Origin of the sequence: Pseudomonas sp. NPDC089406 (assembly GCF_044900265.1) — a bacterium.
Lineage (GTDB): Bacteria > Pseudomonadota > Gammaproteobacteria > Pseudomonadales > Pseudomonadaceae > Aquipseudomonas > Aquipseudomonas fakonensis.
The window spans coordinates 169,849-185,362 of sequence record NZ_JBJDNC010000008.1 but is presented as its reverse complement, the minus strand read 5'-3'; the positions used below and the strand labels follow the sequence as shown (position 1 = coordinate 185,362).

General features: G+C 65.4%; 15 protein-coding genes. 6 read left to right on the top strand and 9 right to left on the bottom strand.

The genetic code is table 11. The features are described 5' to 3' along the window. The 6 genes from ACI2KK_RS08435 to tkt form a co-directional block, all read right to left on the bottom strand. A partial coding sequence (locus tag ACI2KK_RS08435) for a class II fructose-bisphosphate aldolase (RefSeq protein ID WP_404668578.1) occupies positions 1-534 on the bottom strand: 534 nt, incomplete at its 3' end. Between the two features lie 100 nt (positions 535-634). Further along, positions 635-964: an MliC family protein gene (locus ACI2KK_RS08430; RefSeq protein WP_217840637.1), complete on the bottom strand. Its 330-nt coding sequence runs from the start codon at positions 962-964 to the stop codon at positions 635-637. A gap of 160 nt (positions 965-1,124) precedes the next feature. Continuing rightward, a complete protein-coding gene (locus ACI2KK_RS08425; RefSeq protein WP_369988432.1) occupies positions 1,125-1,343 on the bottom strand; it encodes a hypothetical protein in 219 nt (72 codons plus the stop codon). A 32-nt stretch (positions 1,344-1,375) separates the two neighbouring features. After that, on the bottom strand, positions 1,376-2,539 hold the full coding sequence (locus tag ACI2KK_RS08420) for a phosphoglycerate kinase (RefSeq protein ID WP_404668577.1): 1,164 nt from the start codon (positions 2,537-2,539) through the stop codon (positions 1,376-1,378). 12 nt (positions 2,540-2,551) lie between these two features. Then, positions 2,552-3,613 (bottom strand): erythrose-4-phosphate dehydrogenase, encoded by a 1,062-nt coding sequence (epd, locus tag ACI2KK_RS08415; protein WP_404668576.1) that lies wholly within the window; start codon positions 3,611-3,613, stop codon positions 2,552-2,554. 190 nt (positions 3,614-3,803) lie between these two features. Continuing rightward, entirely contained in the window at positions 3,804-5,801 is a 1,998-nt protein-coding gene (gene tkt / locus ACI2KK_RS08410) for a transketolase (protein ID WP_404668575.1), read from the bottom strand. A 295-nt stretch (positions 5,802-6,096) separates the two neighbouring features. Between tkt and ACI2KK_RS08405 the strand changes: the two genes are divergently transcribed. From ACI2KK_RS08405 to ACI2KK_RS08390, 4 genes are all read left to right on the top strand, one after another. Then, positions 6,097-7,089 (top strand): metalloregulator ArsR/SmtB family transcription factor, encoded by a 993-nt coding sequence (locus ACI2KK_RS08405; protein ID WP_217887286.1) that lies wholly within the window; start codon positions 6,097-6,099, stop codon positions 7,087-7,089. Between the two features lie 18 nt (positions 7,090-7,107). Beyond that, complete coding sequence (metK, locus tag ACI2KK_RS08400; RefSeq protein ID WP_217887285.1) at positions 7,108-8,298, top strand: methionine adenosyltransferase; 1,191 nt, start codon at positions 7,108-7,110, stop codon at positions 8,296-8,298. A gap of 147 nt (positions 8,299-8,445) precedes the next feature. After that, positions 8,446-10,107, top strand: a complete 1,662-nt coding sequence (gene ligB, locus ACI2KK_RS08395; RefSeq protein WP_404668574.1) for an NAD-dependent DNA ligase LigB — start codon at positions 8,446-8,448, stop codon at positions 10,105-10,107. A gap of 60 nt (positions 10,108-10,167) precedes the next feature. Further along, positions 10,168-10,563, top strand: coding sequence for a DUF1090 domain-containing protein (locus tag ACI2KK_RS08390; RefSeq protein ID WP_217840645.1), 396 nt, complete (start codon positions 10,168-10,170; stop codon positions 10,561-10,563). Positions 10,564-10,725: 162 nt separating this feature from the next. Here ACI2KK_RS08390 and ACI2KK_RS08385 read toward each other — a convergent pair whose 3' ends face one another. Then, positions 10,726-11,172 carry a c-type cytochrome gene (locus tag ACI2KK_RS08385; RefSeq protein WP_404668573.1) on the bottom strand — a complete coding sequence of 149 codons (447 nt, stop codon included), beginning with the start codon at positions 11,170-11,172 and terminating at the stop codon, positions 10,726-10,728. Between the two features lie 119 nt (positions 11,173-11,291). Here ACI2KK_RS08385 and ACI2KK_RS08380 point away from each other — a divergent pair, with 119 nt between their 5' ends. After that, the gene (locus ACI2KK_RS08380; protein ID WP_404668572.1) at positions 11,292-12,443 is read left to right on the top strand and encodes a murein transglycosylase A; all 1,152 of its coding nucleotides are present in this window, start codon (positions 11,292-11,294) and stop codon (positions 12,441-12,443) included. Positions 12,444-12,712: 269 nt separating this feature from the next. Here the strand turns inward: ACI2KK_RS08380 and ACI2KK_RS08375 are convergent, their stop codons facing one another. Beyond that, the gene (locus ACI2KK_RS08375) at positions 12,713-13,099 is read right to left on the bottom strand and encodes an MAPEG family protein (protein ID WP_404668571.1); all 387 of its coding nucleotides are present in this window, start codon (positions 13,097-13,099) and stop codon (positions 12,713-12,715) included. A gap of 30 nt (positions 13,100-13,129) precedes the next feature. Beyond that, positions 13,130-13,963, bottom strand: a complete 834-nt coding sequence (locus tag ACI2KK_RS08370) for an EamA family transporter (RefSeq protein ID WP_404668570.1) — start codon at positions 13,961-13,963, stop codon at positions 13,130-13,132. A 248-nt stretch (positions 13,964-14,211) separates the two neighbouring features. Between ACI2KK_RS08370 and ACI2KK_RS08365 the strand changes: the two genes are divergently transcribed. Beyond that, a complete protein-coding gene (locus tag ACI2KK_RS08365) occupies positions 14,212-15,447 on the top strand; it encodes a cation:proton antiporter (RefSeq protein WP_404668569.1) in 1,236 nt (411 codons plus the stop codon). The last annotated feature ends 67 nt before the right edge of the window (positions 15,448-15,514 follow it).

Sequence of the window (15,514 nt, the reverse complement as noted above, 5' to 3'; positions counted from 1 at the left end):
GCCCCCCCCCGCCCCCCCCAGCCGCTCGCCGCGCCCCAGCACGCCTTCGGCGCCGATGCCGTCTTCTTCACCGGCCATGCCGGTTTCCAGCGAACCCAGGCAGCCCAGCTCGCCTTCTACCGAAACGCCGCAGGCGTGGGCCATGGCCACGGTCTGCTGGGTCACGCGCACGTTGTACTCGTAGTCGGTCGGGGTCTTGCCGTCTTCGCCCAGCGAGCCGTCCATCATCACCGAGCTGAAGCCCAGCTGGATGGAGCGCTGGCACACGTCAGGGCTGGTGCCGTGGTCCTGGTGCATGCACACCGGGATGTGCGGGAATTCTTCGATGGCGGCCAGGATCAGGTGGCGCAGGAACGGGGCACCGGCGTATTTGCGGGCGCCGGCCGAAGCCTGGACGATCACCGGGGAGTCGGTCTTGTCAGCCGCTTCCATGATGGCGCGCATCTGCTCGAGGTTGTTGACGTTGAAAGCCGGAACGCCGTAACCGAACTCGGCGGCGTGGTCCAGCATCTGGCGCATGCTAATGAGTGCCATTGTGTATCTCTCTCCCGACAAGCGTCGTTTGTTTCATGCAAGCCTGCCGCAGGGGCGGTTGCTGTTCAAGTAGTGTGGGCCACCGTGGCGGCCCGGCCAGTCACGGTGCCTTGCAGCCCCGCCCAATCAGATCGTCGGTCGCCACCCAGTACACCAGGCCTTCCTCGCCCTTGGTGTGGAAGGCCAGCACGCCATCGCTGTACAGCGCGCCCGAGGCGCCCGGCTCGGCCTTGAGCCGGTAGACCTGGTCGCCGCCACCCAGGCGCACGTCGACCGTGTCCTGTTTGGCGTCGGCGAAGCGCCACAGCACCTCGGCCTGGCTGTCGCAGACCCAGCGGGTCCAGTTGTCCGCCGGGGCGGGCTTGGCGGGTTGCAGCAGCGAGCAGCCCGCCAGGGTTGCCAGGGCCATCAGGGCCAGTAGTGCTTTCATCCGTTAAACCTCATGCTGGGTCCGCTGCGCGGCCCTTCGCGGGTGAACCCGCTCCCACAGGGGTCACACATGCCTGTGGGAGCGGGTTTACCCGCGAAGGGCTGCGCAGCAACCCCTAATCCAAGACCACAAAACCCACGCTTGGTTGCTCCGAGCCCGATCAAGGGCAGCCGGGGGCCTTGCGCTGGTGTTCGTCGTCGTACTTTTCCAGGCCGTCCGGGCCCAGGCGCTTGTTGATCACCGGGGCCGTCTCGGCCTGCCATTGCGATTGGTAGCAACCGCCCTTGGGCGGCTGCGACGGTTCGCCATCGGCGCCCTTGTTGCTTGCGCAGGCGCCCAGCAACAAGGCCACGATCATCACAGGCAATTGCTTGACCATCAGGTCGCTCCCTTTGCCAGGCGCCGCCGTTGTCAGGCTTTTGCCCGCTCTTCCAGGATCGCCACGGCCGGCAGCACCTTGCCTTCAACGAACTCGAGGAAGGCACCGCCACCGGTAGAAATGTAGGAGATATCCTTGCTCACGCCATACTTGTCGATGGCCGCCAGGGTGTCGCCACCGCCGGCGATGGAGAACGCCGCGCTGTCGGCGATGGCCTTGGCCAGCACTTTGGTGCCGTTGCCGAACTGGTCGAACTCGAACACGCCGACCGGGCCGTTCCACAGGATGGTCTTCGACGACTTCAGCAGCTCGGCGAAGTTGGCGGCGGTTTGCGGGCCGATGTCCAGGATCATGTCGTCGGCCGCCACGTCGGCGATGGCCTTGACGGTGGCTTCGGCGCTTTCGGCGAACTCCTTGGCAACCACAACGTCCACCGGCAGCGGCACGCTGACTTTGGCGGCGATGGCCTTGGCGGTTTCGACCAGGTCAGGCTCGTACAGCGACTTGCCCACCGGGTGGCCGGCAGCGGCGAGGAAGGTGTTGGCGATGCCGCCACCGACGATCAGTTGGTCGCACACGGAGCTCAGGCTGTTCAGCACGTCCAGCTTGGTCGATACCTTGGAGCCGGCGACGATGGCGGCCATCGGCTTGGCCGGGGCCTTCAGGGCCTTGCCCAGGGCGTCCAGCTCGGCAGCCAGCAGCGGGCCTGCAGCGGCGATTTTGGCGAACTTGGCCACGCCGTGGGTGGAACCCTCGGCGCGGTGGGCGGTGCCGAAGGCGTCCATCACGAACACGTCGCACAGGGCCGCGTACTGCTGCGCCAGCTCGTCGCTGTTCTTCTTCTCGCCCTTGTTGAAGCGCACGTTCTCGAACAGCACCAGGTCACCGGCCTTGACCTCGACGCCGCCCAGGTAATCGGCCACCAGCGGCACGTCACGGCCCAGGGCCTTGCTCAGGTAGTCGGCGACCGGCTTGAGGCTGTTCTCGGCAGAGAATTCACCTTCGGTCGGGCGGCCCAGGTGCGAGCAGACCATTACCGCCGCGCCCTTTTCCAGGGCCAGCTTGATGGTCGGCAGCGCTGCCAGGATACGCGCATCGCTGGTTACCACAGCGTCCTTCACAGGTACGTTGAGGTCTTCGCGGATCAGTACGCGCTTACCTTGCAGGTCGAGGTCGGTCATCTTCAACACGGTCATGAATGCAGTCCTTCAGGGCTGTTTGCTGCGGGTAGGGTTTACGACGTGCAGGTAATGCTGGGCAACGTCGAGCATACGGTTGGCGAACCCCCATTCGTTGTCGAACCAGGCCAGCAGGTTCACCAGGCGAGGGCCGGAAACGCGGGTCTGGCTGGCATCGACGATGGCCGAATGCGGGTCATGGTTGAAATCACAGCTGGCGTGGGGCAACTCGGTGTAGGCCAGCAAGCCTTTGAGCGGGCCGTCCAGCGCGGCCTCGCGCAGTACCTGGTTGACCTCGGCGGCACTGGTGTCGCGGGCGGTCTGCAGGGTGATGTCCAGGCACGAGACGTTGACGGTCGGCACGCGTACGGCTTTGGCCTGGATTCGCCCGGCAAGTTCCGGGAGCAGGCGCTCGATGCCGCGGGCAAGGCCGGTGGACACCGGGATCACCGACTGGAACGCCGAACGGGTGCGGCGCAGGTCTTCGTGGTGATAGGCATCGATCACCGGCTGGTCGTTCATCGCCGAGTGGATGGTGGTGATCTGCACGTACTCGATGCCGAACGCCTGGTCCAGCACCCGCAGCAGCGGCACGCCGCAGTTGGTGGTGCAGGAGGCGTTGGACACCAGGCGCTCCTGGCCGCTCAGGCAAGCCTGGTTGATGCCGTACACCACGGTGGCATCGACGTCGGCTTCGCTGGCCATGGGCTGGGAGAACAGCACCCGCGGCGCGCCGGCATCCAGAAAGCGCTGGCCCTCGGCGCGGGTGTTGTAGGCACCGGAGCACTCCAGCACCAGGTCGATGTCCAGGGCTGCCCAGTCGACGCCCTCGGGGGTGGCGCTGCGCAACACTTTCACGCAGTCGCCATTGATATGCAGACAATCGCCGTCGACCTTCACCTCGCCGGGGAAACGCCCGTGGGTGGAGTCGAAGCGTGTCAGGTATTCGATGCTGGCCTGGTCGGCCAGGTCGTTCAGCGCGACGATCTCGAAACCGGCCTTCGCCCCCCGCTCGAACAGTGCGCGCAGGACACAGCGGCCGATGCGGCCGTAACCGTTGAGTGCAACTTTGTAGGGACGCGGGTGGGGCATCAGAGGTCTCACGAACGCATGATGGCTGTTGGGGCCGCGTTGCGGCCCATCGCGACACAAGGCCGCTCCTACAGGTATCGCGAAGGTCTCGGGCCTGCGCAATACCTGTAGGAGCGGCCTTGTGTCGCGATGGAGGGCGAAGCCCTCCCCTTGCACGACATGAAGGGCGTCACCGCCCTTCACTTTTACATCAGTCTTCCAGCAGCTCTTCAGCGGTACCCAGGATGTTGTCCAGGGTGAAGCCGAATTCCTCGAACAGCGCGGGGGCCGGGGCCGACTCGCCGTAGGTGGTCATGCCGATGACGCGGCCTTCGAGGCCGACGTACTTGTACCAGAAGTCGGCGTGGGCAGCTTCGATGGCGATACGCGCACCGACTTGCAGCGGCAGTACCGACTGCTTGTACGCAGCGTCCTGGGCGTCGAACACGCTGGTGCTCGGCATCGATACGACGCGGACCTTGCGGCCCTGCTCGCTCAACTTGTCGAACGCCTGCACCGCCAGGCCCACTTCGGAGCCGGTGGCGATCAGGATCAGCTCAGGCTCGCCGGCGCAGTCCTTGAGCACGTAACCGCCGCGGGCGATATCGGCGATCTGCTGGGCGTCGCGGCCCTGGTGCTGCAGGTTCTGGCGCGAGAAGATCAGCGCCGAAGGGCCGTCCTTGCGCTCCAGGGCGTGCTTCCAGGACACGGCAGATTCCACCGCGTCGGCCGGGCGCCAGGTGTCCAGGTTCGGGGTGCTGCGCAGGCTGGTCAGCTGCTCGATCGGCTGGTGGGTCGGGCCGTCTTCGCCCAGGCCGATGGAGTCGTGGGTGTAAACGTGGATCACGCGCTGCTTCATCAGTGCCGACATGCGCACCGCGTTGCGGGCGTATTCCATGAACATCAGGAAGGTGGCGCCGTAAGGCACCAGGCCGCCGTGCAGGGCGACGCCGTTCATGATGGCGGTCATGCCGAACTCGCGCACGCCGTAGAACACGTAGTTGCCGCTGGCGTCATTGGCTTCGACGCCCTTGCAACCTTTCCACAGGGTCAGGTTGGAACCGGCCAGGTCCGCGGAGCCGCCGAGGAACTCGGGCAGCAGCGGGCCGAAGGCGTTCAGGGTGTTCTGGCTGGCCTTGCGGCTGGCGATGGTTTCACCCTTGGCGGCCACTTCGTTGATGTACTGCTGGGCCTTCTCGCTGAAGTCGGCTGGCAGGTCACCGGCAGCACGGCGTTTGAATTCGGCAGCCAGTTCCGGGTAGGCCTTGGCGTAGGCGTCGAAACGCTGGTTCCACTCGGCTTCGGCTTTGGCACCGGCGGCCTTGGCATCCCACTCGGCGTAGATGTCGGCGGGGATTTCGAACGGGCCGTGGTTCCAGTTCAGCTCTTTGCGGGCCAGGGCGATTTCGTCGTTGCCCAGCGGAGCACCGTGGCAGTCTTCTTTACCCTGCTTGTTCGGCGAACCGAAGCCGATGATGGTCTTGCAGCAGATCAGGGTCGGGCGGTCGCTCTTGCGCGCGGTCTCGATGGCGGTCTTGATCTCGTCGGCATCGTGGCCGTTGACGTTGCGGATCACCAGCCAGTTGTAGGCTTCGAAGCGTGCCGGGGTGTTGTCGGTGAACCAGCCGTGCACTTCACCGTCGATGGAGATGCCGTTGTCGTCGTAGAAGGCGACCAGCTTGTTCAGCCCCAGGGTGCCGGCCAGCGAGGCGACCTCGTGGGAGATGCCTTCCATCATGCAGCCATCGCCCAGGAACACGTAGGTGTTGTGGTCGACGATGTTGTGGCCGTCACGGTTGAACTGGGCAGCCAGCACCTTTTCTGCCAGGGCGAAGCCCACGGCGTTGGCGATACCCTGGCCGAGCGGGCCGGTGGTGGTCTCGACGCCCGGGGTGTAGCCGTATTCCGGGTGGCCCGGGGTGCGGCTGTGCAGCTGGCGGAAGCCCTTGAGGTCATCGATGGTGACGTCGTAGCCGGTCAGGTGCAGCAGCGAGTAGATCAGCATCGAGCCGTGGCCGTTGGACAGCACGAAGCGGTCACGGTCGGCGAAGCTCGGGTTGCTCGGGTTGTGCTTCAGGTAGTCGCGCCAAAGCACTTCGGCGATATCCGCCATGCCCATGGGGGCACCTGGGTGGCCGCTGTTGGCCTTTTGCACGGCATCCATGCTGAGGGCACGAATGGCGTTGGCACGTTCACGACGGCTGGGCATCGCTGATCTCCTGGGGCTTGAATAGGTGGTGAAACGAAAAAAGGCGGCCATTTTCGCCCACTGCGGGGGCCGGGGGCAATGACGGATGGTCGCAGTCGGGCATTTTTCCTGTGTTTTACCGGCAAAAAAGGAGAAAACGTGGGAGCGGGCTTGCCCCGCGCTGACGCAATCGCGGGGCAAGCCCGCTCCCACGAAGTCCTCGTTGACCGCTAATCCCGCCCATTGATCAGCCAATATCAAAACTTTTTGATATTGGTCTTGCGGGGGCAACAGCACCTGACTAGACTGCCGCGTCATGAACCTGCGTGCGCAATCGATTCCCCAGCAAAGCGACGCACTGGCCGCCCTGTGCAAGGCCAGTGGCGACGAGCTGCGCCTGAACGTTTTGCGCGCCCTGGCCAACGACTCGTTCGGCGTACTGGAGCTGGCGCAGATCTTCGACATCGGCCAGTCCGGCATGAGCCACCACCTGAAAGTGCTGGCCCAGGCGGAGCTTGTGGCCACCCGTCGCGAAGGCAATGCAATCTTCTACCGCCGCGCCCTGCCCGACAGCCAACGCCTGGGCGGGCGCCTGCATTCGGCGCTGCTCGAAGAGGTCGACGAGCTGGCCCTGGCGCAAGACGTACTGGCGCGCATCGCCCAGGTACAACAGCGCCGCGCGGCCACCAGCCAGGACTTCTTCCTGCGCGTGGAAGAAAAATTTCGCGCCCAGCAAGACCTGATCGCCGGCCTGCCGCAGTACCGCGAAAGCCTGCTGGCGCTGCTCGACAAGCTCAGCTTCGGGCCCGAAGCCTGTGCGCTGGAAGTCGGCCCGGGCGACGGCGGTTTTCTACCGGACCTTGCCCGGCGCTTCGCCCAGGTCACCGCCATGGACAACAGCCCGACCATGCTCGAGCTGGCCCGCCAGGTGTGCGAGCGGGAAAATTTGCATAACGTAAATCTGCAGTTGGCCGATGCACTGGGTGCAACAGGTGCAAACGCCGACTGCGTGGTGCTGAACATGGTCCTGCACCATTTCAGCGACCCGGCCCTGGCCCTGCGCCAGCTGGCCACCCGGGTGAAGGCAGGCGGCAGCCTGCTGGTCACCGAACTGTGCAGCCATGACCAGGGGTGGGCCCGCGAAGCGTGCGGCGACCTGTGGCTTGGTTTCGAGCAGGAAGACCTGGCCCGTTGGGCCACAGCGGCGGGGCTGTCCCCGCAAGACAGCCTCTACGTGGGCTTGCGTAACGGTTTCCAGATTCAGGTTCGCCATTTCCTGCGGGCCACTGGCGACACACAACATCGGTAAATTCAGGAACCCCTCGAGATGAGCGAATACTCCCTTTTCACCTCCGAGTCCGTGTCCGAAGGGCATCCGGACAAGATCGCCGACCAGATTTCCGACGCGGTACTGGACGCCATCATCGCCCAGGACAAATACGCCCGCGTGGCCTGTGAAACCCTGGTCAAGACCGGTGTCGCCATCATCGCCGGCGAAGTCACCACCTCGGCCTGGGTCGACCTGGAAGACCTGGTGCGCAAGGTCATCATCGACATCGGCTACAACAGCTCCGACGTCGGCTTCGACGGCGCCACTTGCGCGGTGATGAACATCATCGGCAAGCAGTCGGTGGACATCGCCCAGGGCGTCGACCGCTCCAAGCCGGAAGACCAGGGCGCCGGCGACCAGGGCCTGATGTTCGGCTACGCCAGCAACGAAACCGAAGTGCTGATGCCAGCGCCGATCTGCTTCTCGCACCGTCTGGTCGAGCGCCAGGCCGAAGCGCGCAAGTCCGGCCTGCTGCCGTGGCTGCGCCCGGACGCCAAGTCGCAAGTCACCTGCCGCTACGAAAACGGCAAGGTGGTGGGCATCGACGCCGTGGTGCTGTCGACCCAGCACAACCCTGAGGTCTCGCAAAAAGACCTGCAGGAAGCGGTGATGGAGCTGATCGTCAAGCACACCCTGCCAGCCGAGCTGCTGCACAAGGGTACCCAGTACCACATCAACCCGACCGGCAACTTCATCATCGGTGGCCCGGTGGGTGACTGCGGCCTGACCGGCCGCAAGATCATCGTCGACTCCTACGGCGGCATGGCGCGCCACGGTGGCGGCGCGTTCTCCGGCAAGGACCCGTCCAAGGTCGACCGTTCGGCCGCCTACGCCGGCCGTTACGTGGCCAAGAACATCGTAGCCGCAGGCCTGGCCGAGCGCTGCGAGATCCAGGTGTCCTACGCCATCGGCGTGGCCCAGCCGACCTCCATCTCGATCAACACCTTCGGCACCGGCAAGGTTTCCGACGACAAGATCATCCAGCTGGTGCGCGAGTGCTTCGACCTGCGTCCGTACGCCATCACCACCATGCTCGACCTGCTGCACCCGATGTACCAGGAAACCGCAGCCTACGGCCACTTCGGCCGCGAGCCGCAGCAGAAGACCGTGGGTGACGACACCTTCACCACCTTCACCTGGGAACGCACCGACCGCGCCGCCGCCCTGCGCGACGCCGCCGGCCTGTAAGCTTCCTACAGCGCTACAGGAAAGCCCCTGCCGAGTAATCGGCAGGGGCTTTTTTCATGAAATATCGCCTGACAAAGCGCCTGCCACGCCATCGATCATCCCTGCCTAGGCTGAGCATTCCCCACCGCCCCGCAAGGATGCCCGGCCATGCCGTACTGGCTACTGCTACTGCTGTTCACCCCCCTGGCCCACGCCGAACCCTGCCCCGACTGGCCCGCCCAGCGTGCCGCCGACGAAGTCGCCCAATTGCGCCAGGCCCTCGCACGTTGGGATGACCACTATCACCGCCAGGGCATCGCGCTGGTTGCCGACGAACTCTATGACCAGAGCCGCCAGCGCCTGCAGCACTTGCAGGGCTGCTTCGAGCTGTCAGGCCAGGACAACCCGCTGGCCAGCGCAGCCGGCACCATTGCCCACCCGGTCCCGCATACCGGCGTTGGCAAGCTCGCCGATGAAAGCGCCGTGGGCCAGTGGCTCAAGGGCAAGCAGGGGGTGTGGATACAGCCCAAGGTGGATGGTGTGGCGGTATCGCTGGTGTACCGCAACGGCCGCTTGCAGCAACTGCTCAGCCGCGGCGATGGCACCCTGGGCCATGACTGGAGCCGCCACATCCCGCTGCTGCAACGTATACCGCAACAGTTGCCGCAGGCCCTGGATGCAGTGTTCCAGGGCGAGCTTTACTGGCGCCTGGAAGACCATGTGCAGGCCACCGACGGCAGCCGCAACGCCCGTGGCATCGTTGCCGGGTTGATGGCACGCAAGCAGTTGAGCCCGGCCGAAGCTGCCGGCATCGGCCTGCTGGTCTGGGACTGGCCTGCCGGCCCGGCAACGCAACACGAACGCCTGGCCGGGCTCGAGGCGCTGGGCTTCCCCGACAGCCGGCGCTTCAGCGAGGCCATCGACTCGCTCGAGCAAGCCGTGCAATGGCGCCAGCACTGGTACCGCACGCCCCTGCCCTTCGCCACCGACGGAGTGATTTTGCGCCAGAGCAGCCGCCCGCCGGCCGCACGCTGGCAGGCCCAGGCACCCTACTGGGTCGCCGCCTGGAAACACCCGTTCAGCCAGGCCCTGGCCGAGGTACGCGAGGTGCGCTTTCGCATCGGCCGCACCGGGCGTATCACACCACTGCTGCATCTGCAGCCAATTCAGCTCGATGACCGGCGCATCAGCCAGGTCAGCCTGGGGTCACTGGCCCGCTGGCAGGCGCTGGACGTGCGCCCCGGGGACCAGGTGGCGGTGAGCCTGGCCGGCCTGACCATCCCCCGACTGGAAAGCGTGGTGCACCGCAGCCCGCACCGCACGGCAGTGGCCGCGCCGCCAGCCGACGCTTACCACGCCCTCAGTTGCTGGCAGGCCAGCGAGGGTTGCCAGGAGCAATTTTTGTCCAGGTTGGCGTGGCTAGGGGGCAAACAAGGCCTGGGTATGCCAGGCCTCGGGCCCGGGACCTGGCGCAGCCTGGTGCAGAGCGGCCTGGTCAGCAGCCTGGATGACTGGCTGGAGCTGACCCACGAGCACCTGCACGAGGTCCCGGGCATCGGCCAGGCCCGCGCCGAAAAACTCCTGCAAAGCTTTGCCCAAAGCCGCCAGCAACCCTTCGCCCGCTGGCTGCGCGCATTGGGTGTACCAGCGCCCAGCGGCCTTGCCCTGGGCTCCGACTGGAGCAGCCTGGCTTCGCGAAACATCGAGCAATGGATTGCCGAACCCGACATTGGGCCCACCCGGGCCGGCCAATTGGTGGCCTTTTTCAACCACGATCAGGTGCAGGCCCTGGCCTTGCGCCTGCGCAACCAGCAAATCGAGGGTTTCTAATTTGCGCAGATCAGGGCAGCATTTCGTTTTCTGCTGACCTGCCCCGAAATGGAGCCACCGATGAAACTGCTTTCGTCCCTCGCCCTGTCCACCCTGCTGGGCTTTGCTGCAGGCCCGTTGCTGGCCGCCGAAGAACAGCCGGCGCTGACCGGTTGCGCAGCCAAGCGCCAGGCCATCAGCGAGCAGATCGAACAAGCCCGCGCCCATGGCAACGCTGACCAGCAGGCCGGGCTGGAAAAAGCCCTGGCCGAAGTGACCGAACACTGCACCGACAGCGGCCTGCGCAAGGAGCGCGAGCAGAAGGTGCTCGACGCCCGCCACGAAGTGAACCAGCGCACCAAGGACCTGGACAAAGCCATGAAAAAGGGCGACCCGGAGAAGATCAACAAGCGCAAGGACAAGCTGGCCGAGGCCAAGAAAGAGCTGCAGGACGCGGTCGATCAACTGGAGCGCTGAGGCTAGGCGCTCACGAGCCTGTAGGAGCGGCCTTGTGTCGCGATGGGCTGCGCAGCAGCCCCGGCAATCTTGCATGAGGCCGAGACCTCGGGCCGCTTCGCGCCCCATCTCGGCCGGACGGCGCCCCGGCAAGGCCGCTCCTACAGGGATGCATATCGAAGCTCAGTGGTTGCGAAACTCCGTATGACACGCCTTGCACGCCGCCTCGACCTTGTCCATCGGCCCCTTGAGCTGCGCCGCATCCAGCGGCTGGGTGCGGGTTGCCTCGACCAGTTCGCCGGTCACGCCTTCCAGCTGCCGGGCCAGGTCATGAAAGCGCGCCTGGCGCTCCCAGACATCGGCCCGGGCACTGCTGTCGCCCTCGTCGCGCACCTGCGGAAAATGCTGCCAGGGTTGGTGGGACAGCGCATCGAGCTTCACCGCGCCATCGGCGAACTTCGCCCCGTCGAACGGCACCCTGCCACGCAACATGCCGCCCATGTCTTCGCTGGTCTTGAGCATCGCTTTAAAGATTGCCTTGCGCTGGCCCAGCGGCGAGTTTGGGTCGACACCGTCGCAGGCGGTCAGGGCCAGGGCGGCCAGCAGTACTACGGTCAATCGCTTGAACATCACGGTCTCTTCGGCCAGCACAATCGGGCGGCCAGTATCGCCGCCCGTCGGCCAAAGACCAATAGCCATACAAAAAACAGGGCTGAATCTTCATGTTCGCCCGTTACAGGACTGCACCCATGACATCTGCATTGCGCCACCTCGCCTGGGCCCTGCCCGCCCTGGCCCTGCTGGCCGGCTGCAACGGCGGCGAAAGCGCCAAGCCCGAGCCCCACGCCATCGCCACCTACGCCGACGCCACCTGGCAGGACCTGCCGGCAGTGAGCGATGCCGACCTGTTGGCCGGCTTCCAGGCCTGGCGCAACGGCTGTGAAAAACTCAGCCGCGACCCGGTCTGGGCCGAGACCTGCAGCGCCGCTGCCGGCGTGCCGGCAGACCCTGCGCAAGTGCGCGCTTTCTTGCAGCAGAACCTGCAGGTGCACGGCCTGCGCTCGGCCGAGAACAGCGCCAACGGCCTGATCACCGGCTACTACGAGCCGGTCTACCCCGGCAGCCTCAAGCGCACCGACGCAACCCAGGTGCCGGTGTACGGCGTACCCGAGGACATGATCGTGGTGGACCTGGCCAGCGTGTACCCCGAGCTCAAGGGCAAGCGCCTGCGCGGGCGCCTCGAGGGCCGGGTGCTCAAACCCTACGACACCGCCGAGGTGATCAACCGTGACGGCGCCAAGGCACCGGTGCTGGCCTGGCTGACCGACCCGATGGATTTGCAGTTCCTGCAGATCCAGGGCTCGGGGCGCGTGCAACTGGACGGCGGGCGCCAGCTGCGCCTGGGTTATGCCGACCAGAACGGCCACCCCTACCGCCCCATCGGCCGCTGGCTGGTGGAGCAGGGCCAGTTGAAGAAAGAAGACGTGACCATGGGCAGCATCCACGCCTGGGCCATGGCCAACCCACAGCGGGTGCCGGAGCTGCTGGCCAGCAACCCCAGCTATGTGTTCTTCAGCACCCGCCCGGACAGCAATGAAGGCCCGCGCGGCTCGCTCAACGTACCGCTGACGGCCGGCTACAGCGTGGCCATCGACCGCAAGGTGATCCCCCTGGGCAGCCTACTGTGGCTGGCCACCACCCGCCCGGACGGCAGCCCGGTGGTACGCCCGGTAGGGGCCCAGGACACCGGCGGCGCGATTACTGGCGAGGTGCGTGCCGACCTGTTCTGGGGCACCGGCCCCGAGGCCGGCGAGCTGGCCGGCAACATGAAGCAGCAGGGGCAGATCTGGATGCTGTGGCCCAAGGGCAAGGCGTTGCCTGAAGTGCCCAAAGTGCCGTGACAGCACACGATCCTATGGAACAAATCACAACTCGTTGATTTAACGAAGATTCTGTGGGAGCGGCTTTAGCCGCGAACACCGGCGAAGCCGGTGCCATCTACCGCAGCGCCTGCTTCGCGGCTAAAGCCGCTCCCACAGGGACTGCATAAGCTTCACGCCAGCGCCGTACCTGTAGGAGCCGGCTTGCCGGCGATGAGGCCGGTTCAGGCAGCACAAGACAGTTGAAAGGGCTGGGTGATCTCCTACGCAGAATGCAGGGCGGCTCGTTCTCAGACCGAAACCACAAAGAACGACACGATCAACGCCAACCCGACGAACCACACCACCGAACGCAACGCCGCCCAGTCAGCCAGGTAGCAGATGATGAACAGCAACCGGCTGGTGATGTACATCACCCCCAGCACATCCTGGGTCACCTGCTCGGCATTGCCGACGATATCGGCCACCAACACCGCTGCGGCAAACGCCGGAAACGCCTCGTAGCCGTTCTGCTGGGCTGCATGGGCGCGCCGCGGCAGGCCCGACAGGGTGTCGAGGAAAGCCCGCGGGTCGTGGTTGTCGCGCATGCCAAAACGCCCGCTGGCCACCTTGGCGATCAAGGCACACAGCGGCGGCAGGCACAGGGCGATGAGGATGCACCAAAGGGCGACGGTCATGATCAGGACTCCTTGTTCACAGGGAAGGGGTTAGAGCTTCATCACCAGCATGCCGGCCAGTACCAGCCCGCAAGCTAGGAGTCTCGGGCCACCAAAAGGTTCTTTGAGGTAGCGCATGCCCAGCAGCACCACCAGAATAACGCTCAACTCGCGCAGGGCGGCCGCCTCGGCCACCGAGCCCAGGTGCATGGCCCACAGCACCAGGGCGTAGCTGAACAATACGCAAAAACCCACCGCCACCCCCAGCTTCCACTGGGTGCGCCAAAACAGCACGAACGGCGCGCGCCGGGCAACGCTGGCCAGCAACGGGAACGGCCAGGCACTGAGCAGGGTCAGCCATACCAGGTAATCCCACGGTTTGCCCCACAGGCGCACGGCCTGGCCGTCGAACCAGGTGTAGCAGCCGATGCACAGGCCGATCAGCGCCACCACTGGTAGCATCGACCAGGGCAGCCGGTCGCCGCCACCGCCCTGCCACAGCAGGCAGGCCATGCCGCAGGGGATCAGCAGGATGCCGATGATCTGCTGGCTGCTCAGCGTTTCGCCGGCAAAAGCCAGGGTCAGGCCCAGCACCACCAACGGCGACAGGCCACGCATCAGTGGGTAGACCAGGCCCAGGTCACCGACCCGGTAGGCCTGAATCAGCAAAAAGCGGTACAGCTGCTCGGCAAACGCCGAGGCCAGCAGCCAGGGCCATATTTCAGCCGGCGGGAACTCGGTGAAACTGACCGCAAGCACCGCGAATACCAGCGCTACCACGTCCATGCTGGCGATCACCAGCAGGCGCTCGGCGCTGAACTTGATCAGGGTGTTCCAGGTGGCGTGCAGCAGGGCTGCGACCAGTACGAGGGAGGTTGCCAGCACGCCTTGGGGTCCTTGGTCAGGGGTTCGGGAGCTTCACTATCCTGCACCGGCCTCATCGCCGGCAAGCCGGCGCCTACAGGTTTTGCACAGCCCTGATCCCTGTAGGAGCCGGCTTGCCGGCGATGAGGCCCGTGAACCAATTACAGAAATCCGGTCATAAGGTGTGTCCCGAACCGCCCGCCAGGTCATCAAAGAACTGCCCGAGCAATTCGGGTAACGACTTGGAAGCCACTGTCACAGGATTCGGGATGCTTGAATTAGTTGCTGCGTTTATCTGCCTCACCACCCTTCTCACCTACGTCAACTACCGCTTCATCGGCTTGCCGCCGGCCATCGGCGTGATGGTCACGGCGCTGCTGTTCTCGCTGATTCTGCAGGGGTTGAGCCTGATCGGCTTCCCCGGGCTGGAAGAGCGCGTCGAAGGGCTGATGAACCAGATCGACTTCAACGACCTGCTGATGCACTGGATGCTGTCGTTCCTGCTGTTCGCCGGCGCCCTGCACGTCAACCTCACAGATCTTCGCAGCTACCGCTGGCCGATCGGCCTGCTGGCCACCATTGGCGTACTGATCGCCACCGTGGTGATCGGCTACCTGGCGCACTGGGTGTTCGCGCTGTTCGGCTGGAACGTGCCGATGATCTACTGCCTGCTGTTCGGCGCGCTGATCTCGCCCACCGACCCGATCGCCGTGCTGGGTGCGCTGCGTACCGCCAACGCACCCAAGCCGCTGAAGACCACCATCGTTGGCGAGTCGCTGTTCAACGACGGCACTGCGGTGGTGGTGTTCACCGTGCTGCTGGGCATCATCCAGCTGGGCGAGACGCCCAGTGCCTACGACACCGCCGTGCTGTTCGCCCGCGAGGCCATTGGCGGCGTGGTGTTCGGCGGCCTGATCGGCTACGCCACCTACCGCATGATCAAGAGCGTCGAGCAGTACCAGGTGGAGGTGATGCTGACCCTGGCGCTGGTGATCGGCGGCTCGGCCATGTGCTACGAGCTGCACGTGTCGGCGCCGATCGCCATGGTGGTGGCCGGCCTGATCATCGGCAACCTGGGGCGTAACCTGGCGATGAACGACATGACCCGTCGCTACATGGACGGTTTCTGGGAGCTGATCGATGACATGCTCAACGCCCTGCTGTTCGCCCTGATCGGCCTGGAGCTGTTGCTGCTGCCGTTCAACTGGATGCACCTGGCGGCCGGCAGCGTGCTGGCGGTGGCGGTGCTGCTGTCGCGGCTGCTGACCGTGGCCCCGGCAATCGTGCTGCTGCGCCGCTGGCGCGCGGTGCCGCAGGGTACGGTGCGGGTGCTGACCTGGGGTGGCCTGCGTGGCGGTGTGTCGGTGGCCCTGGCGCTGTCGCTGCCGATGGGCGAGGAGCGTGACCTGCTGCTGTCGATCACCTACATCGTGGTGCTGTCGTCGATCCTGGTACAGGGCCTGACCATCGGCAAGGTGGTGCGCCGGGTCAGCCAGCAGGCCTGACTCCGAAAAAAACAATCGCCGGCAAGCCGGCTCCTACAGGGGATCGCGCTCCCTTGTAGGAGCCGGC